This is a genomic window from gamma proteobacterium symbiont of Lampromicra miyakona, from assembly GCF_059730895.1.
In genome coordinates this window covers 1,726,592-1,753,505 of the sequence record NZ_AP035932.1, presented here as the reverse complement: position 1 = coordinate 1,753,505, position 26,914 = coordinate 1,726,592, and the positions used below count along the sequence as shown (strand labels likewise).

The 26,914-nt window shown below is 58.2% G+C and carries 22 protein-coding genes and 1 tRNA gene; 7 read left to right on the top strand and 16 right to left on the bottom strand.

The genetic code is table 11. The annotated features are described in order from the left end of the window. The first annotated feature begins 34 nt into the window (after positions 1 to 34). The 3 genes from AC6I8P_RS08065 to gap all read left to right on the top strand — a co-directional run bounded on the left by AC6I8P_RS08065 (position 35) and on the right by gap (position 2,723). Positions 35 to 307, top strand: coding sequence for a YmdA family protein (locus tag AC6I8P_RS08065; RefSeq protein ID WP_498031102.1), 273 nt, complete (start codon positions 35 to 37; stop codon positions 305 to 307). Positions 308 to 654: 347 nt separating this feature from the next. Next, positions 655 to 1,635, top strand: a complete 981-nt coding sequence (locus tag AC6I8P_RS08060) for a GlxA family transcriptional regulator (protein WP_058757529.1) — start codon at positions 655 to 657, stop codon at positions 1,633 to 1,635. Positions 1,636 to 1,712: 77 nt separating this feature from the next. Then, entirely contained in the window at positions 1,713 to 2,723 is a 1,011-nt protein-coding gene (gap, locus tag AC6I8P_RS08055) for a type I glyceraldehyde-3-phosphate dehydrogenase (RefSeq protein ID WP_058757433.1), read from the top strand. Between the two features lie 38 nt (positions 2,724 to 2,761). Here gap and AC6I8P_RS08050 read toward each other — a convergent pair whose 3' ends face one another. After that, positions 2,762 to 3,556 carry a helix-turn-helix transcriptional regulator gene (locus tag AC6I8P_RS08050; RefSeq protein ID WP_058757432.1) on the bottom strand — a complete coding sequence of 265 codons (795 nt, stop codon included), beginning with the start codon at positions 3,554 to 3,556 and terminating at the stop codon, positions 2,762 to 2,764. A gap of 86 nt (positions 3,557 to 3,642) precedes the next feature. Between AC6I8P_RS08050 and AC6I8P_RS08045 the strand changes: the two genes are divergently transcribed. Next, positions 3,643 to 4,818, top strand: coding sequence for a YbfB/YjiJ family MFS transporter (locus tag AC6I8P_RS08045; RefSeq protein ID WP_136548594.1), 1,176 nt, complete (start codon positions 3,643 to 3,645; stop codon positions 4,816 to 4,818). 5 nt (positions 4,819 to 4,823) lie between these two features. Here AC6I8P_RS08045 and phoA read toward each other — a convergent pair whose 3' ends face one another. After that, a complete protein-coding gene (gene phoA, locus AC6I8P_RS08040; protein WP_058774549.1) occupies positions 4,824 to 6,230 on the bottom strand; it encodes an alkaline phosphatase in 1,407 nt (468 codons plus the stop codon). A gap of 245 nt (positions 6,231 to 6,475) precedes the next feature. Between phoA and AC6I8P_RS08035 the strand changes: the two genes are divergently transcribed. Beyond that, positions 6,476 to 6,563, top strand: a tRNA-Ser gene (locus AC6I8P_RS08035). Between the two features lie 903 nt (positions 6,564 to 7,466). Further along, positions 7,467 to 8,027 (top strand): 6-phospho-3-hexuloisomerase, encoded by a 561-nt coding sequence (gene hxlB, locus AC6I8P_RS08030; protein WP_059009582.1) that lies wholly within the window; start codon positions 7,467 to 7,469, stop codon positions 8,025 to 8,027. A 160-nt stretch (positions 8,028 to 8,187) separates the two neighbouring features. Here the strand turns inward: hxlB and AC6I8P_RS08025 are convergent, their stop codons facing one another. The 7 genes from AC6I8P_RS08025 to putP all read right to left on the bottom strand — a co-directional run bounded on the left by AC6I8P_RS08025 (position 8,188) and on the right by putP (position 16,018). Beyond that, a complete protein-coding gene (locus AC6I8P_RS08025) occupies positions 8,188 to 8,325 on the bottom strand; it encodes a YtjB family periplasmic protein (RefSeq protein WP_262264739.1) in 138 nt (45 codons plus the stop codon). A gap of 196 nt (positions 8,326 to 8,521) precedes the next feature. Next, the gene (locus tag AC6I8P_RS08020) at positions 8,522 to 9,529 is read right to left on the bottom strand and encodes an XdhC family protein (RefSeq protein WP_498031101.1); all 1,008 of its coding nucleotides are present in this window, start codon (positions 9,527 to 9,529) and stop codon (positions 8,522 to 8,524) included. 98 nt (positions 9,530 to 9,627) lie between these two features. After that, positions 9,628 to 10,416 (bottom strand): phosphate starvation-inducible protein PhoH, encoded by a 789-nt coding sequence (phoH, locus tag AC6I8P_RS08015; protein WP_021509913.1) that lies wholly within the window; start codon positions 10,414 to 10,416, stop codon positions 9,628 to 9,630. A 574-nt stretch (positions 10,417 to 10,990) separates the two neighbouring features. Continuing rightward, positions 10,991 to 12,271, bottom strand: coding sequence for an iron uptake transporter deferrochelatase/peroxidase subunit (gene efeB, locus AC6I8P_RS08010; RefSeq protein WP_262264741.1), 1,281 nt, complete (start codon positions 12,269 to 12,271; stop codon positions 10,991 to 10,993). 2 nt (positions 12,272 to 12,273) lie between these two features. Beyond that, positions 12,274 to 13,392, bottom strand: coding sequence for an iron uptake system protein EfeO (gene efeO / locus AC6I8P_RS08005; RefSeq protein WP_262264742.1), 1,119 nt, complete (start codon positions 13,390 to 13,392; stop codon positions 12,274 to 12,276). Positions 13,393 to 13,443: 51 nt separating this feature from the next. Next, positions 13,444 to 14,277 (bottom strand): iron uptake transporter permease EfeU, encoded by an 834-nt coding sequence (gene efeU / locus AC6I8P_RS08000; protein ID WP_058757424.1) that lies wholly within the window; start codon positions 14,275 to 14,277, stop codon positions 13,444 to 13,446. 256 nt (positions 14,278 to 14,533) lie between these two features. Next, positions 14,534 to 16,018 carry a sodium/proline symporter PutP gene (putP, locus tag AC6I8P_RS07995; protein WP_150057841.1) on the bottom strand — a complete coding sequence of 495 codons (1,485 nt, stop codon included), beginning with the start codon at positions 16,016 to 16,018 and terminating at the stop codon, positions 14,534 to 14,536. Between the two features lie 445 nt (positions 16,019 to 16,463). Here putP and putA point away from each other — a divergent pair, with 445 nt between their 5' ends. Further along, positions 16,464 to 20,408, top strand: coding sequence for a trifunctional transcriptional regulator/proline dehydrogenase/L-glutamate gamma-semialdehyde dehydrogenase (putA, locus tag AC6I8P_RS07990; protein ID WP_498031160.1), 3,945 nt, complete (start codon positions 16,464 to 16,466; stop codon positions 20,406 to 20,408). 155 nt (positions 20,409 to 20,563) lie between these two features. On the opposite strand, the gene AC6I8P_RS07985 is transcribed toward putA, so the two are convergent. The 7 genes from AC6I8P_RS07985 to AC6I8P_RS07955 form a co-directional block, all read right to left on the bottom strand. Further along, on the bottom strand, positions 20,564 to 21,646 hold the full coding sequence (locus AC6I8P_RS07985; protein ID WP_058774543.1) for an acyltransferase family protein: 1,083 nt from the start codon (positions 21,644 to 21,646) through the stop codon (positions 20,564 to 20,566). 412 nt (positions 21,647 to 22,058) lie between these two features. Then, the gene (gene tcyN, locus AC6I8P_RS07980) at positions 22,059 to 22,811 is read right to left on the bottom strand and encodes an L-cystine ABC transporter ATP-binding protein TcyN (protein WP_498031100.1); all 753 of its coding nucleotides are present in this window, start codon (positions 22,809 to 22,811) and stop codon (positions 22,059 to 22,061) included. Further along, positions 22,808 to 23,476, bottom strand: a complete 669-nt coding sequence (tcyL, locus tag AC6I8P_RS07975) for a cystine ABC transporter permease (protein ID WP_058757420.1) — start codon at positions 23,474 to 23,476, stop codon at positions 22,808 to 22,810. Before tcyL ends, tcyN begins: the two co-directional genes overlap by 4 nt. Beyond that, positions 23,476 to 24,276 (bottom strand): cystine ABC transporter substrate-binding protein, encoded by an 801-nt coding sequence (tcyJ, locus tag AC6I8P_RS07970; protein ID WP_021509903.1) that lies wholly within the window; start codon positions 24,274 to 24,276, stop codon positions 23,476 to 23,478. The genes tcyL and tcyJ overlap by 1 nt, the downstream gene beginning before the upstream one ends. Before the next feature lie 150 nt (positions 24,277 to 24,426). Further along, on the bottom strand, positions 24,427 to 25,413 hold the full coding sequence (locus AC6I8P_RS07965) for a D-cysteine desulfhydrase (RefSeq protein ID WP_238561864.1): 987 nt from the start codon (positions 25,411 to 25,413) through the stop codon (positions 24,427 to 24,429). A 131-nt stretch (positions 25,414 to 25,544) separates the two neighbouring features. Then, the gene (fliZ, locus tag AC6I8P_RS07960; RefSeq protein WP_031280184.1) at positions 25,545 to 26,048 is read right to left on the bottom strand and encodes a flagella biosynthesis regulatory protein FliZ; all 504 of its coding nucleotides are present in this window, start codon (positions 26,046 to 26,048) and stop codon (positions 25,545 to 25,547) included. 49 nt (positions 26,049 to 26,097) lie between these two features. Further along, the gene (locus tag AC6I8P_RS07955) at positions 26,098 to 26,820 is read right to left on the bottom strand and encodes an RNA polymerase sigma factor FliA (RefSeq protein WP_021509900.1); all 723 of its coding nucleotides are present in this window, start codon (positions 26,818 to 26,820) and stop codon (positions 26,098 to 26,100) included. Positions 26,821 to 26,914 lie beyond the last annotated feature (94 nt).

The window sequence follows — 26,914 nt, the reverse complement described above, 5'->3', positions numbered from 1 at the left end:
CGGGTAATTCCCGACTTCTCAAAGGGCCTCTGTGATGAAAAGATTGCTGTTACCGATGATAGCTTTACTTGCCAGCCACTCCACCCTTGCCGCCGACGGTCAAATCACGTTCGTCGGCGCGATTGTTGAACCCTCCTGTGATTATGCCGTGACGCGCAGCGTCTCGCTGAACTGCACGCGCGAAGGGATTAAAAAGAGCGAAACCCTGCAGGTTAATGGTGCCGCGCGTGAATTACCTTACGCGCTGGGCACCGCGCGCATTATCCGTGAGCGTGGTTTGACTTTTCTGCAGGTAGAATATAATTGATGGTTTTAAGTCTGATTTACTCAGCTGCTCATTATCCTAGTCATTATCACTGCCTGGCAAAGGAATGCTTTATAAAACAGTGTTTCTCTTAACCCATCCTGGCATTTCACTTCCAAAATAACAGACACCTGATTAATCTGGCATTCAACGCTTCAGTCTGCAGATATTTTTAACTGCACGATGATGGATATAAGATCATTTGCGACATCATGATTTTATATAAATATAGCGCCTGAACCAACAGGCCGGAAGCGCCCCGTCTGATGGCCGCGGCCGGGTATTCAGCTCACGCGCCTGATCGCCCATAGCACATTGACTTCTTTCGTGGCGCAGGTACATTTTACGCCATGAAAACCTTTCTGATTATTGTCCCGGACGGCGGCATGCTGTTCGAAGCGGCGGGTATCGCCGACATCCTCATGCACGCCAACCTGCACCTGCCGGTGGGCGTTGCTGGCGCACGCTATCGCATCAGCATTGCAACCACGCAGCCGCACCAGGTGATCCACGGCCAGTCCGGCCTCAATCTGCTCGCCGACCTCAAACTGGCTGAACTCGATCCGCGCGAACGCTGGGACACCATCATGATTACCGGCCGCGGTGATAACCCTGAAGAACGCAACATGGTGGTGGACTGGATTAAGCTGGCTGCCCCGCAGGCGCGCCGCGTGGTGTCGATTTGCGGGGCGGCAATGCTGCTGGCGGAGGCGGGATTGCTGGATGGCCGGCGCGCCACCAGCCACTGGCGTCTGCTGGACACGCTGCAGGCCAGCTATCCGCGCGTGCAGGTTGAAGGCGGCCCGCTGTATATCCAGGACGGCCCAATCTGGACCTCTGGCGGCGTCAGCTCCGGCTTCGATCTGACACTGGCGCTGGTAGAGGAAGATTTTGGTTTCAGCGTGGCGCGCGACATCGCGCAGGATATGGTGATGTATCTGCGTCGTCCCGGCGGCCAGATGCAGTTCAGCCGCTTTCACCTGCAGTCCGTCAGCGAGTCGGGGCCGATTGCTCAGCTGCAGAGCTGGATCGCCGCCCATCTGGCGGAAGACCTGTCGGTGGAGAAACTGGCGGCCCAGGTGGCGATGAGCCCGCGTAACTTTACCCGCGTGTTCAGCCGCGAAACCGGCGTTTCACCGGCGCGCTATGTGGCAGAAGCGCGGCTGGCGGCGGCGCGCGAGCGGCTGGAGCAGACGCGCGAGACGCTGGAACGCATCGCCACCGCCACCGGCTTTGGCAGCAGCATCAACCTGCGGCGCAGCTTCGAGCGCCAGCTGCATCTCACGCCCAACGAATATCGCCAGCGCTTTCACAGCCGCAAAATGGCGTAAAGTGATCCTTTTTTGTCGTTTACGCCAGTGCCCGCCAGGCCTACAGTGATTGCAGTAACTTCACTAAGGAGTCAGTCATGATCAAGGTAGGCATTAACGGTTTTGGCCGTATCGGACGTAACGTATTCCGCGCCGCGCTGGGCAGCAGCGACATCGATATTGTGGCGATTAACGATCTCACCGACAGCAAAACGCTGGCGCATCTGCTGAAGCACGACTCCCTGCTGGGTCGGCTGCCGGCAGAAGTCAGCGCTGGCGACGGTGAACTGCGCATTGATGGCAAACCAGTGCGGGTGTTCAGCGAGCGCGATCCGGCCAATATTCGCTGGCGTGACGTGGGCGTGGATATCGTCATCGAAGCCACCGGCTTTTTTACCGAGCGTGACAAGGCCGCGGTGCACATCACGCACGGCGGCGCCAAACGCGTGATCATCTCTGCGCCGGGCAAAAATGATGATTTGACGATTGTGATGGGCGTCAACGACCAGCGCTACGATCCGCAACAGCACTTTGTGGTGAGTAACGGCAGCTGTACCACCAACGGCCTGGCACCGGCCGCGCAGGTGCTGCATCAGGCGTTTGGTATTGAGCACGGTCTGATGAACACCACCCATGCCTATACCAACAGTCAGGCGCTGCATGACCAGCCAGAGAAAGATCTGCGCGGCGCGCGTGCGGCGGCGCTGTCGATTGTGCCGTACTCCAGCGGCGCAGCTAAAGCGCTTGGCCGGGTGATTCCGGAACTGGAAGGCCGCTTAACCGGTTACTCGCTGCGCGTGCCGGTGCCGGTGGTCTCGGTGGTGGATCTGACGGTGACGCTGAAACGCGACGTGACGGCCGAAGAGGTGAATGACGCCTTTAAAGCCGCTGCTGCTGCGGGTCCGCTACAGGGTATCCTCGGCTACAGCGATGAGCCGCTGGTCTCCAGCGATTATCAGGGCGATGCGCGTTCATCGATCATCGACGGCTTATCGACGCTGGTGATTGGTGGCAACCTGGTGAAGATCCTTGCCTGGTACGATAACGAATGGGGCTTCTCCAACCGTCTGGTTGACCTCGCGCGCCTGATGGCACAGCGCGGTCTGTAATCTCCCCGGCGGCGTGCGCCCGACCCGCGCACGCCGCGCTAATGCGCCAGATAGAAGATCAGATGCATACCCGGTGCCTGCTCAATTTGCAGCGAGGTAAAGGTATATGTCTGCATCCTGCCCTCGACATCAATCAGGGTTTTATTGCCCGCGCCGATTTTCCCCACATCATGGTCATTCCACAGCGTGCGAAACCCGGCGCTGCGCGCCAGCAAATCCTCGATCACCACTTCGAATTCCTGCGCCTGATTGCTGGCGGCATAACCGGCGCGAAACGCCGACAGCGTATGGCGCGCCGCCTCTTCCCAGCCATGAATGCGCTGCTGGTAGGCTTCACTGATGAACATCAGCTTGAGCGAGTTGCGATCCGCCGGCGGCAGGGCCGCCCAGTCGACAATCAGCGACTGCGCCGCCGGATTCCAGTAGACAATATCCATGTTGGCGCGGCGCACAAACGCCGGATGCGGGTCCAGCGCATCCACCATCGCCCTCACTTCAGGCGGCAACTCATGACTGAAGGGTTGCGAGTGTGCGTTACCAAACACCAGCGCTTCAAGATACTCCTGCTCGGTAACCGAGAGCTGTAGCACTTTGCCGATGCGCTGCAGCGCGGCCGGCGAAATACTGATGTCGCGACCCTGCTCGAGCCAGGTGTACCAGCTGACGCTGACCGCCGCCAGCTGTGCCACTTCTTCGCGCCGCAGTCCGCTGACGCGCCGGTTTTGCCGGCTGAAGCCATAGATCTGCGGATCAATACGCGCGCGCTGGCGGGTAAGGAAGTTTTTCACATCTTCACCACGCGATTTTACGGCCTGGGTATGACCTGTAGTCATAGGATAAACCACCCCATTTTTCACTGACTGATTGACATTTACTATCACCGGACAGAGTAAGGTATCTCAGCGGAGTAAAGCAAAGTATGTCAGCAGATTCAGTTTCCGCCGGACGGCAAGCAGTCCGGCACACCCGGGTGAGCCTGATCACCATGCTCACCGGCATGGTGACCCTGATTGTGGTAATGGGTATCGGCCGCTTTTCACTCACGCCGCAGATCCCGCTGATGATCGCCAACGGTCACCTGACGCTCTCCAGCGCTGGTGTGCTGGCAGCGATGAATTACATCGGCTATCTGCTGGGCGCACTGCACGTGAGCCGGATCACCGCCCATCACGCGCGCTACCTGAAGGCCGGTTTGCTGGCCACCGCGCTGGTGACCCTGCTCTCCGGCTTTAGTCATGCCTGGGTACTGCAGTGCCTGTTCCGTGTGGTGGCGGGTATCGGTGGTGCCTGGGCCCTGATTATCGTCACCTCCTGGACGCAGATGGTGCTGGCACAGCAGCAGGCCCCGCGCATGTCCGCCGCGGTATTTGCCGGCCCGGGAGCCGGCATCACCCTGAGCGGCGTGATGGCGTGGCTTATCACCCGGTTACACCTGAATGACGATCGCGCCTGGCAATGCTATGGCGTGGTCGCGCTGGCTGGCGTGCTGCTGCTGTGGCGCGCGCTGCCCGCTTCGCTCCCCGCCCGGCAGCGGGAAAGTGCGTCGACGGCTCCGGGTCGCGCGGTGACACGGCTATGGCTGGCCTATACGCTGGCCGGTTTCGGCTACATTTTGCCCGCGACGTTTCTGTCACAAATGGCGCACAGCCTGTTTGCGCAGGGTCAGCTGGCAGCGCTTTTCTGGCCGCTGTTTGGACTTTGCGCAGTGGCTGGTGTGGTGCTAATTATGCTGTTTTCAGCGCGCCTGAATACGCGCCTCAGCCTGGCGTGGGTTATGATCCTGCAGGGGCTGGGCGTGGCCAGCGGCGTGCTCATCCCGGGCGTGAGCGGGCTGCTGATCTCAACGGTGATGGTCGGGCTGGGGTTTCTTTCGATTATGCAGCTGTCGATGCAGCTGGCGCGCGCCGTCTCCAATATCAGCGTGGCAAAAACCGTGGCGATATTGACGTCAGGCTATGCCACTGGCCAGCTGATCGGGCCGCTGATCTCCGCCGCCAGCGTGCAGATTTTTGCTTCCCTGCACCCCGCGCTGCTGCTGGCCGCTGGCGGACTGGTGGTGGGCGGGCTGCTGGTGCTCCGCATCCGCCCGCACTGACGCGCTTACTTCAGCGCCATCGCCTGCTTCAGCGTGAAGAACAGGTCGGTCTGATCGGTGAGGCCGACCACATTCGCCGCGTGCGGACCGTAGGCCGCGATGCGCAACTGGGTGCCGGTGTGCTCCTGGGAATCCTCTTCCGAGTTACCGTAGCTGATGGTCATCACCGCGCCATCTTTGGTGTTGAGCGCCTGAGTCAGACCTGGCGCTTTAGTGCCGTTTTCGACGATCTGGCTGCTGTGCGCGTGATCGGCGGTGACCACCACCAGCGTATCGCCATGCTCGCGCGCATACGCCAGCGCCACCTGCACCGCCTCATCTAAATCGACGGTTTCACCAATCTGACCGCACGGGTTGGCGGCGTGATCCTGCTTATCAATCGACGCGCCCTCCACCTGCAGGAAGAAGCCGTTGTCGTTGTGGCTGAGCAGGTCGATGGCTTTTTGCGTCATCTGCGCCAGGGTTGGCATTGATGCCGGACGATCTTTGTTGACCTCACAGGTCACCACCGGTTTATCCAGATTACCGTGATAGCTGGCTTTCGGCCCCTGCCAGCGCACCGGCATGTTGCCCTCCGAGAACAGCCCCAGCAGTGGCGTCTGTTGATTCGCCTGCTGTACCGCATTCAGCGCGGCGAGATTATCGACCAGCTGGAACCCCCGTATTTCGGCCTGCTCGCGCAGGGTTTTGCCCTGATAGTCGCCCGCTTTAGCCCGCTCAGCGAAAGATTTGGCACCGCCGCCCAGCGTGACGTCGGGACGGGTTTGCAGCAGCTGCTCGCTGATCGATCCTTTCCCGCCCTGCTCCAGCGCGTTACCCGGACACAGCTCGCTGGTTTTTTCCGGGCCGTAGCATTTGCGCGAGGTGACGTGCGCCATCAGCGCGGCCGGCGTGGCATCCTGCAGTTCTGCAGTCGAGACGTTGCCGGTGGCTTTACCGGCTGCTTTGGCCAGCTCAAGCAGCGTGACCTGATCTGTGCCGTTGACATCGACACCTATCGCGCCGTTATAAGTTTTCGTGCCGGTGGCCCAGGCGGTGGCCGACGCGGCAGAATCCGTTACGTAGTTTGGCTTATGCGTTTTCTTGTCCAGCGAGTAATGGGTGTACTGGCCGGTGAGCGGCAGCGCATCAATACCGGGAAAGAAACCGCCGGCCCCCATTGCCTGATTGCGTGCCGCGGTGATTTCGGAATCGCCCATGCCATCGCCAATCAGCAGGATGACATTCTTCGCCGTGCTATTGCTCAATGAGGCTTTCAGCGCCTCGGTCTGGTCGCCGCTCAGGCGACGCGCGCCGCCGTGCTGGGTAATATCGCCAATGGCGGCGCGTTGATAGCTGGCGCTCTCTGCCAGCGCGGACATGGTGGTGAGTGAAGCCAGCAGAGAGAGCGTGAAAAGAGGTAAGCGTTTCATTTATCAGCATCCTTATCCGTAGATATAACCAAATGTTTCCGCCGACAAGTCTGCGACAGTGCGGTGACACTTTTGTGTCAGTTAAGGAATGTTTTGATGACAAAAGCGGCAAAGTGGAGAGGCTTAAGGCAATCTGCGCAGAGGTTAAGCGAATAGAAAAAAAGGAGAAAATAGCCCTTGACCCTTATCGCTGAACTCCCTATAGTAGCGCCCCGTTGACCCAGTGCGGTCAGCAAACAAAATGTGGTGAGGTGTCCGAGTGGCTGAAGGAGCACGCCTGGAAAGTGTGTATACGGCAACGTATCGGGGGTTCGAATCCCCCCCTCACCGCCATCATTCAGAGAAGAGCCTGTACGCAAGTACGGGCTTTTTTCATTTATATTCTCCACGCGTGGGGGGATGAGAATCCCCGATGGGGGGTTCGACAACTGGCGCATGCCAGTTGGACAGCGGAGCCTGCGACGCTGCCCGCAGGGTGAGCGAAGCGAATCAATCCCCCCCTCACCGCCATCATTCAGAGAAGAGCCTGTACGCAAGTACGGGCTTTTTTCATTTATATTCTCCACGCGTGGGGGGATGAGAATCCCCGATGGGGGGTTCGACAACTGGCGCATGCCAGTTGGACAGCGGAGCCTGCGACGCTGCCCGCAGGGTGAGCGAAGCGAATCAATCCCCCCCTCACCGCCATCATTCAGAGAAGAGCCTGTACGCAAGTACGGGCTTTTTTCTTTTATATTCTCCAGACGTGGGGGGATGAAAATCCCCGATGGGGGGTTCGACAACTGGCGCATGCCAGTTGGACAGCGGAGCCTGCGACGCTGCCCGCAGGGTGAGCGAAGTGACAAAACGGCAGGATAGCCGTTTTGCATGGCTGCAAGCCACCAGGAGGGCGAGGCACAGGGATGTGCCGGGTGACATCAATCCCCCCTCACCGCCATCATTTATGTAAAAGTGCCCGGTTAATAGCCGGGCATTTTTATTTGTCTGTTCTCCAGGTGCTTTTGTGCCACAGGACGCATAATCGAAAGATCCCCTTTCGCTGCAATATCGCGTGGGCAGCGGACCGTGTACTCTTACCGGAAATTCTGCAGGGTATCCTTTTCATCCACTGATGAGGTCTTTGAATTAAGAGGGAATGCGCTATGACCAGACTGAAAAAGCACCGGCCTTGTTCCGGCCTCTCTTTTCGCTGTTTAATGAGTCGGACGAACCATTGCCTGACGGGAGAGCGTTAACATGGCCGTACAGTCAAACGTATCCCATATTCTTACCGAACTCGCCCACAACGCCCGGCAGATAGACGAGAGCCAGGCGCAGGCATTGATTGCACAAATTCGCAGTGCCAAACACATTTTCCTGCAGGGTGCCGGGCGCAGCGGCATTGCTATCCGCGCGTTCGCTAACCGTCTGTTGCATCTGGGTTTCTCGGTCAGCCTGGTCGGTGAAATCTCGTCACCCCACTCCAGACCTGGCGATTTATTGATTATTGGTTCTGGCAGTGGCGAAACCGCGAGCCTGAAAGCACTGGCGCTGAACGCCGTTGAGCGCGGTGTCGATGTGGCGCTGATTACCCTGAAAGCAGATTCAGGCATCGGCAGACTGGCCAAATGCGTGTTGGTATTACCCGGCAACGTTAAAACCGATAACGCACGTAGCGCCGGACGATTCTCGCAGCCAATGGGCTCGGCCTTTGAGCAACTCTGCTTCATTACCTGTGACGCCATGGTGCTTGAAATCATGCATCAGTGCGGTGAAACCAGCGAGAGCATGTTCAGCCGCCATGCGGATTTCGAATAACAGCATAACGCGTTCCCGAACGTCGCTGATTTATACGCGGCAAATCTGACACCAAAACCCTGTGCGCTGCCACGGTGTTACCGCTGATACTGGTGTACAGGTTAGATAATTTATTCTGTTTATATTTAAGCGTAATTGATTTCCCTGGTGCCGAACTCAGTTATTGATGTGGATAAGGCCACGCATGATCGAGGCCGGTTGATGACAGGATGCCTGTGACGGCCAGCCAGACGATCACCAGCGCGAAGACAATAATTGCTGTAATTTCAATTGATTTAATCCAATAACGCTTAGCCATAAATACCCCTTCTCAGTTCAGGTGTTTGTACACGCTTCTCTGAAGATAAGATGTTACCGGTAAAGCGCAAGCGTTGATCACATCATGAAACATAAAGCACAGCTTATTGATTATTTGCGGCGCGAAAATTTGGCATAGCCGTTTGCCAGTCTGCTGGCGTACCGGTGCATCCGGGTTTTTCGTGGGGTGAGTGATATTATCCTTCAGACGCTGCGTGCACCGGGCTGAGCGCATCCGTTGCCGCTAACCCATTTTTGTGACGCACAATATCCGCCATGATTGCCAGCGCGATTTCCGCCGGGGTTTTGCTGCCGATATCCAGCCCAACCGGTGCGTGAACGCGCTGCAACTGCGCCGGCGTCAGCTCCGCAATCGCGCTCAGGCGCGCTTTGCGTTTGGCGCTGTTGCGCTGCGAGCCCATCGCACCGAGATAAAATGCCGGCAGATTGACCGCTTCCATCATGGTGAGATCATCAATACGCGCATCATGCGTCAGCGAGAGGATCGCCGTGGCGGCATGACAGCCCTCGCGTTCCAGATACACTGCCGGAAACTGCTGCACCAGTTTGACATCCGGCGCCAGTTCGGCCGCCATATTGCTCAGCACCTCTTCACGGTGTTCACAGACGATGGTTTCGAATCCCAGCGCCAGCGCGAAGTTGGCACAGTAAACGGCGACGCTGGAGAGTCCGGCAAGGATTAGGCGCGGCGCGGCACTCAGGGTCAGAACGATTTCACCGTCAGTGACCTGGGTGCGGGCGCGACGGGTATAAGGCGCCGGTTCGAGGGCGTGACACGGCTGCGGCAGCGTCAGGCGTTTAGTGATGGCACGCGCGCCGGTCAGCGCATCCTCCAGCTGCTGTAAATAGCGCAGCGTAGCGGCACCGGCAGGCAACCGTTCGACCAGAATATCCAGTACGCCGCCGCACGGCAGCGCGCGATCAGGCGTATCGCCCCCCTCGCCGTAGCGCACCCGTTGACTGGCGGCAGAGAACGCCTGCTGCTGAACGCGGGTGATAAAATTCTCCTCGACGCAGCCGCCGGAAAGGGAACCGCTGTAGCGCCCATCGGCGCGAATCACCATCATCGCGCCCGGCGGGCGCGGCGATGATCCGTACGTGCTGAGCACGGTACACAGCCACACCGGCTGCGCTTCCGCCCACTGCTGCGCCATCCTTACCACCTGCACATCAAGAGAGTGCATGACTTTCTCCGCTCATCGTTTCCGCCCTTTTTCGTCCCGTAAGCATAGCAATGAAAAACCCGGCCGCAGCCGGGTTGAGATTAGCTATTTTTTTAAGGTTAACTGTAAGCATGCAGCGTGCGCTGGCACAGTGCCGAGCGAACGCAGTCGTCTTTACCGAAACGCACCACGCCAATCATCTCATCCTCTTCGAAGCGCGCCAGGGCATCGGCAAGGCCAGATTTGACGCTGGCGGGCAGGTCGCACTGGGTGACATCACCGTTGACAATGACGGTGACGTTTTCGCCCAGGCGGGTCAGGAACATCTTCATCTGCGCAGCGGTGACGTTTTGCGCCTCATCCAGAATCACCACCGCATTCTCAAAGGTACGTCCGCGCATATAAGCGAAGGGCGCGATCTCTACCTTGGCGATTTCGGGTCGCAGGCAGTACTGCATAAAGGAAGCGCCGAGACGTTTAACCAGAACGTCGTAAACCGGTCGGAAATAGGGAGCGAATTTCTCGGAGATGTCTCCTGGCAGGAAACCGAGATCTTCATCCGCCTGTAAAACCGGGCGCGTCACAATGATCCTTTCGATGTCCTTATTGATCAGGGCCTCGGCTGCTTTCGCAGCGCTGATCCAGGTTTTACCGCAGCCGGCTTCACCGGTCGCGAATATCAGCTGTTTCGTTTCTATGGCGTTAAGATAGTGCGCCTGAGCATCGTTTCTGGCCTCAATTGGTGACCGGTCACGCACATCGCGCGCCATGCCAATTGCATCCAGCCCACCCATCTGCACCAGCGAAGTGACCGATTCTTCTTCACGCTGACGATGACTGCGAGAGTCACTGCGAAGCACTCGGCGGGCTTCACGACGCGCTTTGATCACTGCTTTCTGTCTTCCCATAGTGGCACCTTACAGTTGGTTTCATTTATCGCGGCGGATCACCCGCGGCGATGATTTGAACGCTTTAGAGGTTTTGTTGGCTTCCTTGTAAGCCGTATCGAGCCAGTGAGAAAAGTGTGCAACAACGCCGAAACGCTGCCGCGCACCGGTAAACATCGGAAAAGAATTTGAAGGCGATAAAAGAAAAGTGAAGAGGATTCTCACGCGGGAGGCAATCCCCCGCAGCGTACTGCGCTAGCTGAAGTGTATTTAACTGTCCGTATAAGGACCGGGCCATGCGCGAACTCCAGTGGACTTAGCCACACAACTGACGACGCTATGACTAAAGTTCATCATATTTCCGCCGATTTGCAACACTATTTTTACTTTACGGCAAAGAAAACCTGCGTGGCGCTGCCTTAGCCCGGTGCGCTTAAATTAAATTAATAATAATATTCAGTAAGATAGGTAATTCAGCACTTAACAAACTGTTTCAGAAAATTCGGACGTCACAGCGAGACAGGAGAAATTTAAGGCGGGCTTAACAGCAGCGCCTGGCACCGCGAACGGCGGACAAGCACTGTACATTAATTAATCAGGCTTCGAGCAACGGCTGCCCCAGATAATGATTTTTGTCCGCCACGCCGGGCAAAACAAAAAAGTATCCGCCGCCGATGGGACGAATATATTCTTCCAGCGCTTCGCCGTTGAGTCGTTTCTGCACGGTAATAAAGCCTTTGCTTAAATCGTGCTGATAACAGACGAACAGCAGCCCCATATCCAGCTGCCCTGCCCCGGTAATCCCCGAGGAATAGCTGTAGCCGCGCCGCAGCATCAGGCTGCTGTCGGTTTGCGGCGTGCGCGGATTGGCGAGCCGGATATGCGCATCCAGCGCAATAATTTCGCCGTCCGGATCGCCGGCGTAATCCGGCACGTCGTGCTCGTGCTGCATCCCCAGCGGCGCGCCGGACAACTTCTCACGACCAAAAATGGTTTGCTGCTCGCCCAGCGGCGTGCGGTCCCACATTTCAACGTGAAAACGGATGATGCGCACCGCCTGATAGCTGCCGCCGTGCGTCCACGCCGGTTCCTGCTGTTCCGGTGTCACCCACAACAGCTGGTCCATCAACTGCGCATTGTGGGTATCCGGATTGGCGGTGCCATCTTTGAAACCCAGCAGGTTGATCGGCGTTTCGCGCCCTTTGCTGCGTGCAGCGTGATCGGCGATAAAGCCGTCGCGCCGCCAGCGCACCGCCAGCAGATCCGGCGTGTGCTTGATGATATCGCGCAGCGCGTGAATCACCGTATCCTGGGTATTGGCGCAGATCTGAATCAGCAGGTCGCCATGACACTGCGCGGCGTCGAGCGAATCGTTGGGAAAGCGTGTCATCGTCTGCAGCTGGCTGGGTTTATGCGCGGCCAGCCCGAAGCGCTCGTCGAACAGTGAATGCCCCACCGACAGCGTCAGGGTCAGGTTATCGGGCGCAATGTCCGCACCCAGGATGCCGGAGTCGAGCGGCGGCAGCTGCGGATTGGGCACCGCCGGCGCCGGTCCGCCCTGGGTGAGAAAGGCAAAGCGCTGCGTCAGCAGCCGCAGCAGGCGTTCCAGTTCGGCTTTATCACTGGCCAGCACATCAAACGCCACCAGCATCATAGATGCCTGCTGCGGCGTCAGGATGCCGGCCTGATGAGCGCCGTAAAACGGTTGCGCCTGCTGGCGCGCATCGGGTGCAACCGTGCCGGGTGAGAAACTCTCTGCCGCGCTGGCGGCATGGAACGGACAGCCGCCGCCCAGTGCCGCCGCGCCACCCAGCATGCCCAATCCCTGTAACAGACGACGACGCGACGGTTGCGCCGCGTCATTTTTTTTACTCATGATTAATCAAGACCTAAAGTGCCGCGCAGCAGGGAGAGATCTTCCGCCAGCGTGGTGATGGGCCCTTTCAGCGCATTACGGTCGCTGGTGGTCAGCTTTTCATAGGAGGCAAAACCGTCTTTGGTACGGTATTTGCTGAGAATGCCATCCACCTTCTTAAAGTTCGCGTCCACTTTCGCCAGCAGCTGCGGATTGGCTTTTTGCAGCAGAGGACGCAGCAGATCAACGATTTTCTGTGCGCCGTCGATGTTGGCCTGAAAATCGGACAGATCGGTACGGCTGTAGCGATCTTCCTCACCAGAGATTTTGCTGGACGCCACCTCTTCAATCAGTCCTGCCGCGCCACCAACCACTTTCGCCGGCGGGAAGGCCAGCTCGCTGACGCGGGTTTGCAGATCCTGCACATCCTTATACAGCTGGTCAGCGAACGCGTCCGCGCCTTTGGTGGTGTTGTCGGCGAACAGCAGTTTTTCCAGCCGGTGGAAGCCGGTAAATTTCGGATCTTCCGCTTTTTTCTCGAAGTCATCTTCACGCGCGTCAATGCTGCCGTCGAGGTCAGAGAACAGTTCGGCAATCGGCTCGATGCGCTCATAGTGCACACGCGTCGGCGCATACAGCGCTTTGGCTTTTTCCACGTCACCGGCTTTTACCGCGTCGGTAAAGGCTTTGGTGCCGGCCACCAGCGCGCTCACCTCGCCCATCACGTAGACTTTGTAATCGGCAATCGGCCCGACCAGCTGCAGCACGTCTGGCTTGCCGCTGCTGGCTTTTTGGCTGTCACCGCTGACCACCAGCTTGCCTTTCGGATTAGTGAGCAGGCCGCAGGTCATGTCATATTCACCCGCTTCCAGGTTGGCGGTGAGCTTCTGGCTGAAGCCAGGCGCGATGTTTTCGCGCTCTTCCACCACCATCACGCCTTTGAGGATTTCCCATTCCAGCGCTTTCTGGCTGTTGTTTTTGATGATGAACTGGGTTTTACCGGCCTGCACGTTGAGCGACATCGGCTCACACTGCTTGTCAGTGACCGTCACCGTGACCTGCGGTACGGCAGCGGCAGAAGCGGCACCGGACAGCGCCAGCATGGAGAGCAACAGCGCCTTACGGCGGAAGCGAATCGTCATAGTCATATCCCTGTTACATGAAGGTACAGGCGCACACGCGCCTGCGAAAAGTTAGCGCACCGACCGTGCGGCGCTGGGTGCCGGACGCGCCGGGAAGAAAAACAGCAGCAGCGCCGGGATCAGATAAATCAGCCATACCGCGACTTCGCTGACGCTTGGCGCTTCCTGATAACCCAGAATGCCTTCCAGCAGCGTGCCAAAGATTGAATGGGTAGAGAGCGTGTTGCTGAAGTCAAACGCGGTCGCCTGGAAGTGGTTCCACAGTCCCGCCTCATGGAAGGCGCGGATCGCCCCCGCCGCCAGTCCGGCCGCCACCAGCAGGATGAACAGGCTGGTCCAGCGGAAGAAGTGCGCCATGTTAAGACGCACGCCGCCGTAGTAAATCAGCATGCCCAGCACGATGGCGGTCGCCAGACCCAGCACTGCGCCAATCGGCGGCGCATAACCGACATCCTGGGTGAAGGCCGCCAGCAGAAAGAACACCGACTCCAGCCCTTCACGCGCTACGGCGAGAAACACCATCAGCACCAGCGGCAACCCGCTGCCGCCCGGCTTCTGCAGCGCCTGATCAACGGATTTTTCCAGCGTGGCTTTGATATTGCGCGAAACCTTGCGCATCCAGAACACCATCGAGGTGAGGATCACCACGGCAATCACCGCCACGATGCCCTCGAACAGCTCCTGCTGTTTCTGCGGGAACTCACCGGTGGTTTCGTTGATGAAAATACCGAGCGCGAGGCACAACACCGCAGCGATAAACACGCCGGCCCACATCGCGGGGAACCACTGGCTGCGCTGGGTGCGTTTGAGATAGCTGGCAATCAGGCTGACGATGAGCGCTGCCTCGAGACCTTCGCGCAGCATAATGAGAAAGGGAACGAACATCACCAACCTCTTGAATGTTAAGGAGGGTAAACCTTAGGTAAAAATACGTAAAGTGCGAACGATATCGATTATCATTATCGCGGATAAAAATACAAGTCACCGCGCGAAATTAATTTTGCTTTTGCGGGTCAGGGTGCGATGCGGGAAAGTCAGAGCGGAGTGACAGATTAGGCGATGAATTGCGCGCAGAGGACGTGACACTAACAGTGCGGGGAGCACGGCACTCGCGCTCCCCGCTTTACTCAGACCATCACCCTTATTTGGTGTTGTATTCCGCTTCGGCGGCATCGAAACGCTGCTGCGCTTCAGCCGACGGTTCGCGGCCAGCCAGGCTCACCACCACAATCGCGATGCTGGCAAACAGGAAGCCCGGGATGATTTCATACAGGTTGAGCCAGGCGTACTGCTTCCAGATCAGCACCGTAGCGGCCCCGATAATCATGCCGGCCAGCGCGCCGTTGCGCGTCATACGCTTCCAGCACACGCCGAACAGCACCACCGGACCGAATGCGGCACCAAAGCCTGCCCAGGCGTAGCTCACCAGCCCCAGCACGCGGTTCTCCGGGTTGGAGGCCAGCGCAATCGACACCAGCGCAATCACCAGCACCATCAAACGGCCAACCCACACCAGCTCTTTCTGGCTGGCATTTTTACGCAGGAAACCTTTATACAGGTCTTCGGTCAGCGCGCTCGAGCACACCAGCAGCTGACAGCTCAGGGTCGACATCACCGCCGCCAGAATAGCTGACAGCAGAATACCGGCGATCCACGGATTGAACAGAATACGTGCCAGCTCGATAAACACGCGCTCGCCGTTTTCGCTCACGCCCGCCGCCTGATCCGGATGGTTCTGGAAATAGGCGATGCCGAAGAAGCCCACCGCGACGGCGCCGGCCAGGCACAGGATCATCCAGGCCATACCGATGCGGCGTGCGGTACGAATAGAACGGTGCGAGTCTGCCGCCATGAAGCGCGCCAGAATATGCGGCTGGCCGAAGTAGCCAAGGCCCCAGCCGAGCAGTGAAATCACCGCCACGAAGTTGAGGCCCTTCAGCATATCGAGGTTTTCCAGGCTTTTCGCTTCAATCACGGCCAGCGAATCATCCAGGCCACCGACGGCGATAATCACAATCACCGGCGTCAGAATCAGGGCAAAAATCATCAGGCTGGCCTGCACGGTATCGGTCCAGCTCACCGCCAGGAAACCGCCCACCAGCGTATATAGAATGGTTGCTGCCGCGCCAGCCCACAGCGCGGTTTCATAACTCATGCCGAAGGTGCTTTCAAACAGGCGCGCCCCCGCCACGACGCCCGAGGCACAGTAAATGGTGAAGAAGATCAGGATTACCAGTGCCGAGATGACGCGCAGAATTTTGCTGTGGTCTTCGAAGCGGCTGGTGAAAAAGTCTGGCAGGGTTAAAGCGTTATTGTGATGCTCGGTCTGCACGCGCAGGCGACCCGCAACAATTTTCCAGTTCAGCCACGCGCCAATCGTCAGGCCGATGGCAATCCAGCTCTCAGAGATCCCGGAGAGAAAAATCGCGCCCGGCAGTCCCATCAGCAGCCAGCCGCTCATGTCCGAGGCCCCGGCCGACAGCGCGGTTACCACGCTGCCGAGGCTGCGACCGCCCAGAATATAGTCGTCAAAGTTTTTGGTTGAGCGGTACGCGATAAAACCAATCAACACCATCCCGAGGATGTAAATGATAAATGTCACCAGCATCGGTGTACTTACTGTCATCTGTCTCTCCACTTATTATTTGATCTCTTTAGAGAAATCTTTTTCCTGCGTTACCGGAACGGGATAACGTCAGGGCTTTACCGCATCCAGAGAAAGCGATTTCTCATAAGGCGCGGTATCCTGCCGCAAAGGTGCGACGCGCACAATGCATTTAACACAGCTGTTACCTGGGTTTCACCTGGCTTTGCATTTTTCATGCTCACAGGTTGCGCCTGTTCACATTTTAAGTTGCACCTGATGTCAGCCAGGATGCGTTTTGTTGCGGTGGGTTGCAACTCTGGCGAGATTCTTGCAGCAAGTTCTGTGCCGCTTTTGCTGCGTTAACAAAAAAGCCGGTTAAAAACGTGCAACCGGGGTCACATTTAACACGGTTGCACAAAGTTGCAACATGAGTGATAGTGCAGCCCACGCTGAAGTTGATTCACACTTTGAGGACGAGGAAATCATGGGAACCACCACCATGGGGGTGAAGCTGGATGAAGCCACCCGCGATCGCATTAAACTGGCGGCGCAAAAGATTGACCGCACGCCGCACTGGCTGATCAAGCAGGCAATTTTTAACTATCTCGGCCAGCTGGAAGCGGGAGAAACGCTGGCGGAGATCCCGCTGCAGCTGAATGATGCCGTAGACGATGAGCGCGTGCCGGAAGAGAGCTTCCAGCCTTTCCTCGACTTCGCCGAACATATTTTGCCGCAGTCGGTCAGCCGCTCGGCCATCACCGCCGCGTGGCGTCGTCCGGAGACCGATGCGGTGCCGATGCTGCTGGAGCAGGCGCGTCTCCCTGCCCCGCTGGCAGAGAAAACCCACCAGCTGGCATACAGCCTGGCGGACAAGCTACGGCACCAAAAAGGGGCAACCGGACGCGCCGGCATGGTGCAAAGCCTGCTGCAGGAGTTCTCGCTCTCGTCTCAGGAAGGCGTAGCGCTGATGTGTCTGGCAGAAGCGCTGCTGCGTATTCCTGACAAGCCCACCCGCGATGCGCTGATCCGCGATAAAATCAGCAACGGCAACTGGCAGTCCCATCTGGGCCGCAGCCCGTCGATGTTCGTCAACGCCGCCACCTGGGGCCTGCTGTTTACCGGTCGTCTGGTCTCCACGCACAATGAAGCCAACCTGTCTAAATCGCTGAACCGCATCATCGGCAAGAGCGGCGAACCGCTGATCCGCAAAGGCGTGGATATGGCGATGCGCCTGATGGGCGAACAGTTTGTCACTGGCGAAACCATCGCCGAGGCGCTGGCCAACGCGCGCAAGCTGGAAGAGAAAGGCTTCCGCTACTCGTATGACATGCTGGGCGAAGCGGCACTCACCGCCAGCGATGCCAAAGCCTATCTGATCTCCTATCAGCAGGCGATCCACGCTATTGGTAAAGCCTCCAACGGGCGCGGCATTTATGAAGGTCCGGGCATTTCCATCAAGCTGTCGGCGCTGCATCCGCGCTACAGCCGCGCGCAGTATGAGCGGGTGATGGAAGAGCTTTACCCGATCCTGAAATCGCTGACGCTGCTGGCGCGCTCGTATGACATCGGCATCAACATCGATGCCGAAGAAGCCGATCGCCTGGAGCTGTCGCTCGATCTGCTGGAAAAACTCTGTTTTGAGCCGGAGCTGGAAGGCTGGAACGGCATCGGTTTCGTGATTCAGGCTTATCAGAAGCGCTGCCCGTTTGTGATTGATGCGCTGGTGGATCTGGCGCAGCGCAGCCGCCGTCGTCTGATGATCCGTCTGGTGAAAGGCGCTTACTGGGATAGCGAAATCAAGCGCGCGCAGATGGAAGGCCTTGAAGGCTATCCGGTTTACACCCGCAAGGTGTACACCGACATCTCCTACCTCGCCTGCGCGCGTAAACTGCTGGCGGTGCCTAACCTGATTTATCCGCAGTTTGCCACCCACAACGCCCATACCCTGGCGGCGATCTACCAGCTGGCGGGCAACAACTACTATCCTGGCCAGTACGAGTTCCAGTGCCTGCACGGCATGGGCGAACCGCTGTACGAGCAGGTGGTGGGCAAAGTGGCCGACGGCAAGCTGAACCGGCCGTGCCGGATTTATGCGCCGGTCGGTACCCACGAAACGCTGCTGGCCTACCTGGTGCGTCGCCTGCTGGAAAACGGCGCCAATACCTCGTTCGTCAACCGCATCGCTGACAACACGCTGCCGATTGACGAGCTGGTGGCCGACCCGGTGGCTGCGGTGGAGAAAATGGGTGTCGCAGAAGGCGCCATTGGCCTGCCGCATCCGAAGATTCCGCTACCGCGCGATCTGTATGGCGACAAGCGTGTTAACTCTGCCGGTCTGGATCTGGCCAACGAACACCGCCTGGCGTCGCTCTCCAGCGCCCTGCTCTCCAGCGCCAGCCAGCCGTGGCAGGCTCAGCCGATCATTGATGGCGAGCTGGGTAGCGGCAGCAGCCGCGCGGTGATCAACCCGGCCACGCCGGCGGATATCGTCGGTAGCGTGCGGGAAGCCACCCCTGAAGAGGTCTCGTGTGCGCTGGATGCCGCGGTGAATGCCGGACCGATCTGGTTCGCCACGCCGCCGCAGGAGCGCGCCGCGATCCTCGAACGTGCCGCCCAGACGATGGAAGACCAGATGCAGCAGCTGATTGGTTTGCTGGTGCGAGAGGCGGGTAAAACCTACAACAACGCCATTGCCGAAGTGCGCGAAGCGGTGGATTTCCTCTACTACTACGCCGGCATGGTGCGTGACGATTTCGATAACGAAACCCATCGCCCGCTCGGTCCGGTAGTGTGCATCAGCCCGTGGAACTTCCCGCTGGCGATTTTCACCGGCCAGATTGCCGCCGCCCTGGCGGCCGGCAACAGCGTGCTGGCGAAACCCGCCGAGCAGACGCCGCTGATTGCCGCGCAGGCGGTGCAGATCATGCTGGATGCCGGCGTACCGGCCGGTGTGCTGCAACTGCTGCCCGGTCAGGGCGAAACGGTGGGTGCGCAGCTGACCGGCGACGAGCGGGTGCGCGGCGTGATGTTCACCGGCTCAACCGCAGTCGCCACCCTGCTGCAGCGCAACCTGGCTGGCCGCCTCGATCCGCAGGGTCGCCCGACGCCGCTGATCGCCGAGACCGGCGGCATGAACGCCATGATCGTCGACTCTTCAGCGCTCACCGAACAGGTGGTGGTGGATATCGTGGCGTCCGCGTTTGACAGCGCCGGTCAGCGCTGCTCGGCGCTGCGTCTGCTGTGCATCCAGGACGATGTGGCTGACCACACGCTGAAGATGCTGCGAGGTGCCATGGCCGAATGCCGCATGGGCAATCCGGAGCGTCTGTCGACCGACGTCGGTCCGGTGATCGACGCTGAAGCCAAAGCCAACATCGAGCGCCATATCCAGGCGATGCGCAATAAAGGCTTTACCGTGTATCAGGCGGTGCAGGAGCATCCGCAGGACAGCAAAGAGTGGCACAGCGGCACCTTTATCAAACCGACGCTGATTGAGCTCGATCAGGTCAGCGATCTGGATAAAGAGGTTTTCGGTCCGGTGCTGCACGTGGTGCGCTTTGCGCGCAACAACCTGCCGCAGCTGATTGAGCAGATCAACGCCTCGGGCTATGGCCTGACGCTCGGCGTGCATACCCGAATCGATGAAACCATTGCGCAGGTAACGGCCGGGGCGAAAGTCGGCAACCTGTACGTTAACCGTAACATGGTGGGCGCGGTGGTCGGCGTGCAGCCGTTCGGCGGCGAAGGCCTGTCGGGCACCGGTCCGAAAGCCGGCGGTCCGCTCTATCTTTACCGCCTGCTGGCCCATCGTCCGGACGGCGCCCTGCGCATCACCTTTGATCGTCAGGATGCCGAACGGCCAGTGGACAGCAGCGTGCGCACCACGCTACTGAGCGCGCATCAGGCACTGCAGAGCTGGGCACAGGATAAGCCGGAGCTGCTGGCGCTGTGTCAGCGTTTCGATGCGCTGAGTCAGGCCGGGACCGTGCGACTGCTGCCAGGCCCGACCGGTGAGCGCAACACCTTTACGCTGCTGCCGCGCGATCGGGTACTGTGTATCGCGGACAATCAGCAGGATGCGCTGATTCAGCTGGCGGCGGTCACCAGCGTAGGTAGCCAGGCACTGTGGCAGGATGACGAGCTGCATCGGACGCTGCGCCAGTCGCTGCCGGCCGCGGTGCAGGCGCGCATCACGCTGGCGAAAGATGTGCTGGCGGCGGAGTCTGATGCGGTGATCTATCACGGCGATGCCGATCAGCTGCGCAGCCTGTGCGAACAGATTGCCGCCCGCGAAGGCGCGATTGTGTCAGTGCAGGGCTTTGCCCGCGGCGAGACCAATCTGCTGCTGGAACGTCTGCTGATTGAGCGCTCGCTGAGCGTCAATACCGCGGCCGCCGGCGGCAACGCCAGCCTGATGACCATTGGTTAAGTAAAGCAGGATCGCCATGGATGGCGTAATAGGAATCGGTGAAGGACACCGCAAGTTGCAATAAGGCCGTAGCGGCGCTATTCATTGTGCGATGAATCGCGCCGCTACGAAACGTTCCGTCGTTTTTGTACCACTTTAAAACTTACCAGCGAACATCACGCCACCGACTTACTGCGTTTCAAACCAATCAGCGTCGGGAACACAAACAGCGACTGCCCCAGCCCGCGGTTGGTCAGCGACCACACCGCCACCGAACACAGCGAACAGATGCCGACAATTGCCAGCGGATAGAAGCACGCCCACAGCAGCGCAAACCACGCCTGCTCAAACAGATGATGGCGCTGCGCAAACAGAATCGCCGACATGCCGAAGAACTCAATAAAAATGCGGTGGATAACGTAGATCTGCAGCGTGTTGCGGCCAATCCAGTTGAAGTAACGCATGCTGAAGTGCGCGTTGAGCCAGCGGCATGCCGCCACGCTCACCAGCACCGCGATGATGCACATGAACAGGCTCTTATCGAGACCAAAAATCACGTGCAGGCCGGACAGCGCTGCCAGCGCGGCCCACGGCAGAAGGTTCTCGCGGCGCAGCTGACTCAGGCGCAACATCAGCGGGCTCCAGAACGCGCCCAGCAGGAAGAACAGGAAATACTGTGCCACGCTCTGCGGTCCCCAGTAGGGAATGATCTTCTCCACCGCCAGATAATTCAGCACCACCGCCGCCACCAGCAGCGCCACTTTGTGCTGGCGGAAGATTTTGGCGCACAGGAAGTAGATCGCCAGACCGTACAGGTACCACGAGGTACTCATTGCCAGGAAGGTCAGCTTAAGGAACTCCAGCAGCGAACCGGCGTAAGCCGCGTTGAGGTTCTGCGAGATACGCTGGCCGGTGATTTCAGTCGAAATGCCGACAATCGACCACCACTGAATAAAGCCCCACAGCACATAGAGATAGAACAGATTAGTAATGCGACTGGTAAACACCTGTTTCCACGGCCGGTTGAGAATGCCGTTGGTGGCAAGCAGGCCGGAGACAAAGAAAAAGGCGGGCATACGCAACGGTGATAACACCGTATTAAACTGCACCCATATTTCCGCCGGGATCCAGCCGGCGCTGAGATATTTAACCGTGCCCTCAAAGCCGGGTAATACGGTGTGATACAGCACCACCAGCAATATGCACACCCCTTTCAGGGTATTCACCCATGCAATATCTTCTTTCCTGGCGTTATTCATATTTTTGACTCCTGCTGCGGTGTAGGTCTTAAAGGAGAAGAATGAAGAAACAGGCAGTGAAGCCTTTATGGTTATTCAACGATTATTCAACAAGCAGCAGGGGCTGACTCTAGCGAAACTCCTAAAACTTTTTCGCTGGTCCTGATATAACAATACTTTACAGTACCAGAGATAAATTGACCGCCCGGCGGGTTAGCTGTGAATAGCTGTTATTTAAGCCTTCATGGCATAAATTGACGGTGCGCCGCGCACGTAATGCCGCGTGGAAATTAAGAACATTCCGCAGCGGAGTAAACCAGCATTAATTATATCGCCGGGAAATAAATTTATTAATGCGTCAAAAAGGTAAGCGCGGTATTTAATATTTTGCTAGAGGAAAAATAATTCGGGCCAGCGAACCGGCCCGGAGAGATTATTGATTGAGAAACTTGTCGAGAAATTGCCGGGTGCGTGCCTGCTGCGGATTGCTGAACAGCGCTTTAGCCGGGCCCTGCTCCACAATACGCCCCTGATCCATAAAGATGGCGCGATCGGCGACTTCACGCGCGAAGCTCATCTCATGCGTAACGATCACCATAGTGCGTTTCTCCTGCGCCAGCGCGCGGATGGTGCTGAGCACCTCGCCCACCAGTTCAGGATCCAGCGCCGAGGTTGGCTCATCGAACAGAATCACCTGCGGACGCATCGCCAGCGCCCGGGCAATTGCGACGCGCTGCTGCTGACCGCCGGAAAGCCGGCGTGGAAAACTCTCTTCCTTACCGTGCAGACCAACCTTCTCCAGCAGCGTGCGCGCGCGCGCAATGGCTTCCGCCTTCGCTTCGCCTTTGACGATTACCGGCCCTTCAATGATGTTCTCCAGCACCGAACGGTGCGGGAACAGATTGAAGTTCTGGAACACAAAGCCGACCTGCTGGCGCAGCTGCCGCACTTTATCCTTCTGCTTATGCAGACCGAGGCTGGCGTCGATGCTGATGTCACCGACTTTGACCAGGCCGCTTTCCGGCACTTCCAGCAGATTAATACTGCGCAGCAGCGTGGTTTTGCCCGAGCCGCTCGGACCGATGATGGCCACCACTTCGCCGGGCGCGACATCGAGGTCGATGCCGTGCAGCACCGTCTGGCCGTGAAACTGTTTCACCAGCTGACGCACTTCAATTGCACTCATCTTGCCTCCCGATCCTGACGATTGACGTGCGCTTCCAGCCGGTTTTGCAGCGCCGACAGCACCGTAGCCATCACCCAGTAAATCAGCGAGGCCGCCAGATACATGGTGAACACTTCCAGCGTGCGCGAGGTGATCAGCTGCGCCTGCCGGAACAGCTCCGGCACCTGAATGGTGGCCGCCAGCGAGGTATCTTTCACCAGGCTGATAAAGCTGTTACCGAGCGGCGGCAGCGCGGTTCGCGCCGCCTGCGGCAGAATAACGCGACGCAGCGTCTGCCACGGCGTCATGCCGATACTGGCGGCCGCTTCCCACTGACCGCGCTCAATAGCCGCAATCGCGCCACGCAGCGATTCCGAGGCATAGGCCGCGGTGTTAAGTGACAAACCAATCATGGCTGACGGAATCGGGTCGAGCTCAATGCCAAACTGCGGCAGACCGTAGTAGATCATAAACAGCTGGGCGATCAGCGGCGTGCCGCGAAAGATCGACACATAGAAACGCGCCAGCCAGTTGACCGGCCAGAAGCGTGACAGGCGCATCAGCGCCAGCACGAAGCCGAGTATCAGGCCGAAGAACATCCCGCCGATACTCAGCTGCAGCGTGAACAGCGCGCCCTTCAGCAGAAAAGGTGCTGAATCCAGCACCAGCTGTAAACTTTCCTGCATTATTTCGTGACGTCCGCGCCGAACCACTTCTCAGACAGCTTGCTCAGCGAGCCATCCTTCTGCATGTCGGCAATCGCACCATCAATCGCTTTCAGCAGCGATTCATTGCCTTTGCGCAGCGCCACGCCCGCTTCCAGACGGGAGAACGCCGGGCCAGCCACCGCCATGGTATTGCCGGTTTTCTTCACCAGATCCAGCGCGGCTAAGCGGTCAACCAGAATGGCATCAACGCGGCCTGAACGCAGATCCTGATATTTGGTTGGGTCATCATCATAGGTGCGGATATCGACGCCTTTGACGTTGTCGCGCAGCCACTGCTCATAGTTAGAACCGAGACCCACGCCAACTTTCTTGCCGGACAGATCTTCCGGTTTGGTGATCGAGCCCGCGTTCTTCTTCAGCGTCAGCGCCTGCACGCCAGAGATGGTGTACGGCGTGGAGAAGTCATACTTCTTCTTGCGCTCGTCGGAGATGGTCACCTGGTTGATCACCACGTCGATACGTTTGGAATCCAGCGAGGCCAGCATACCGTCCCATTTGGTCGGTTTGAGATCCGCTTTCACGCCGAGGTGTTTTGCCAGCTCCTGGGCAAACTCGACTTCAAAACCGGTCAGCTTGCCGTTTTCATCCTGGAAGCTGAACGGCGGATAGGTGCCTTCCAGCCCGACGCGCAGCTCACCTTTGCTCTTGACCTGCGCCAGCAAATCTTCTGCCGCAAAGCTTTTTACGTTCACGCCCGCCACCAGTGCGACCGCCATCATTCCCATCACCAGCTGGCGACGAATCGGAGAGAAAGCCATGTTTACCCCATTATTGTGATGTGTTGTGTGCTTATGGTTAATTAACGCTCATTTTGGGCGCGGCGTGCTTTATCTCGCAATAAAGGGTGCCGCTCCGGCATGTGCTCTTTGTAATAACCGCTGGATTATAAACCTTTTTTTGCTGCTGTCTCATACCGAAGGATGATAAGCAAATAACGCTGGTGCGCCGCCGGTATGCACAAACAGCAGCGGCCCTTCCCGGCGGAAACGGTTCTGGCTGATGCCATCAATCAGACCCGCCATCGCTTTGCCGGTGTAGACCGGGTCGAGCATAATGCCCTCCAGCCGCGCCAGCAGGCGCACCGCTTCCATGCCTTCGTCATTGGGTTCGCCGTAGCGTGGCGCAAAATAGTCATCCCACAGTGTTACCGGCGCACGCGCTTCCAGCTCCAGCTGCTGTGCCAGCGCGCTGCGAATGCGCTCCACCATCGGCAGCTGCGCCTCGACCTTGCGCGACACCGTCACGCCCACCAGCTCGCTATTCGGCAGCAGCTGTTCCAGACCGACCGCCAGCCCGGCATGCGTCCCGGCACTGCCCGACGCCACCACCACCGCAGCGAAATCCACCACGCCTTCGCTTTGATGGGCAATCTCCTGCGCGCATTCGACGTAGCCGAGCGCGCCAAGCGCATTCGAGCCGCCCACCGGCACAATGTAAGGCCGGAAGCCCTGCGCTTCCAGCCGTTCTGCCTGCTCTGCCAGCTGTTGCGGCGGATTGTGCAGCGCATCAACCATCACAACCTCGACATCCATCAGGTCCAGCAGCAGGCGGTTGCCGTTGCTCAGATAGTTGGCGGCGTCGGTGCCAATCGGGTTCTCCAGCAGCGCCACGCACTTCAGGCCCAGACGCGCCGCCACGGCTGCCGTCTGGCGCACGTGGTTGGACTGGATCGCGCCGGCGGTCAGCAGCACATCGGCGCCTTCACGCAGCGCATCGGCAGCGAGAAACTCCAGTTTACGCAGCTTGTTACCGCCCAGCGCCACCGGCGTGACGTCATCACGTTTAATAAAGATATCGCGTCCGAGGTAATCAGACAGGCGTGGCAAATGCTCTAACGGCGTCGGTGCGCCAAGCAGTTCAAGACGGGGAAACTGGTGCAGAAGATGTAAGGACAATGCAGCCTCCATTCGGGCAATGTGCAGTTATCCCTACAGTGTTGCAGAAGATGAGAAAAGTCGCATCCGGAATTGATCGCGACGCGCCCCGGTTGCTGGCATGCTCACCAGTAACCGGGGTTGAATCACCCTTAGCCGCGCTGCCAGCCTAAGAACTGGTCATATTTGCGCAGTGCAATACGGTAGTTATTGTTGCCCGCATCGGGCAGATCGTTTTGCAGACACTCATGCCAGCTGTTGCCCCGTAACCTTTCTGCCGGGAAATTTTTCGCTTTCAGCATGTCATCAAGACGACGCAGACGCACCACATATTCACGAATGGTACTGTGACTCATCTCGGTCTGCTCAAACAGATATTGTTTGAACGCCATGATATCGAAGTAATTCGGATGGGTATTACAAAAAATATCGCTGCAGAAACGGCACAGCGCCGTCAGTTCCGGCTGGAGTTTCATCCATACCTGATCGTCAATCATCTGGTCCATGCGTGCGATGGCCTCTTTATTGATGATCTGGCCGCGGAACACTAACGCCATACGGTCTAAAACTTTGCCACAGTGTGAACAGTTGCTTTGGCTGTGTTTGTAGTCTTTAAGGTAGCGACTTAACGGTCTGGCTTTAACTTTGGCTCCCATTGCTGAGTCCCCGGTTTTTTTATTTTTGGTTCCCCAGGAACTGAGTCTGTTAGCGCGCTCCCGTCAAACGGGCCCGCAGGCGTTTGATCGCCTGACTGTGCAACTGGCTGACGCGGGATTCCCCCACTTCCAGCACCGCGCCAATCTCTTTCAGGTTCAGTTCTTCCTGGTAGTACAGTGTGAGCACCAATTTTTCGCGTTCAGGCAACGCCTCAATCGCTTCAATCACGCGTTCACGCAGGTTTCCTTCCATTAACTGATGCAACGGGTTGGCTTCCTCATGCCCCTCCGTGACCAGTTCCGCACTGTCGCCGTGTTCTTCCCGATACTCGTCGTACGAGAAAAGCTGGCTGTTATTGGTATCCAGCAGTATCTGCCGGTACTCTTCCAGCGAAACATTCAACCGCTCAGCCACTTCCTGCTCGGTAGCCGCGCGCCCCAACGCTTGCTCTACCTGATGCATGGCGCCGGCCACCTCGCGCGCATTACGACGTACGCTGCGTGGTGCCCAGTCGCGGCTGCGCAGCTCATCCAGCATTGCGCCCCGGATACGCTGCACGGCGTAGGTGGTAAAGGCGGTGCCCTGCAGCGCGTCATAGCGCTCCACGGCATTCAGTAAGCCAATACCACCGGCCTGCAGCAGATCGTCAAGCTCAACGCTGGCTGGCAAACGCACCTGCAGGCGCAGCGCTTCATGCCGCACCAGAGGAACGTAGCGCTGCCAGAGCGAATGTTTATCCATCACGCCATCGGCGGTATAGAGATCGTTCACGTTGACTACCCTGCGTTAATAAAGTTATCGGCATGATTATCCAATTCTGTAGCGGTTTCGATTGGCAGAATAGGCAGGCAAAAGCGAGGTTATT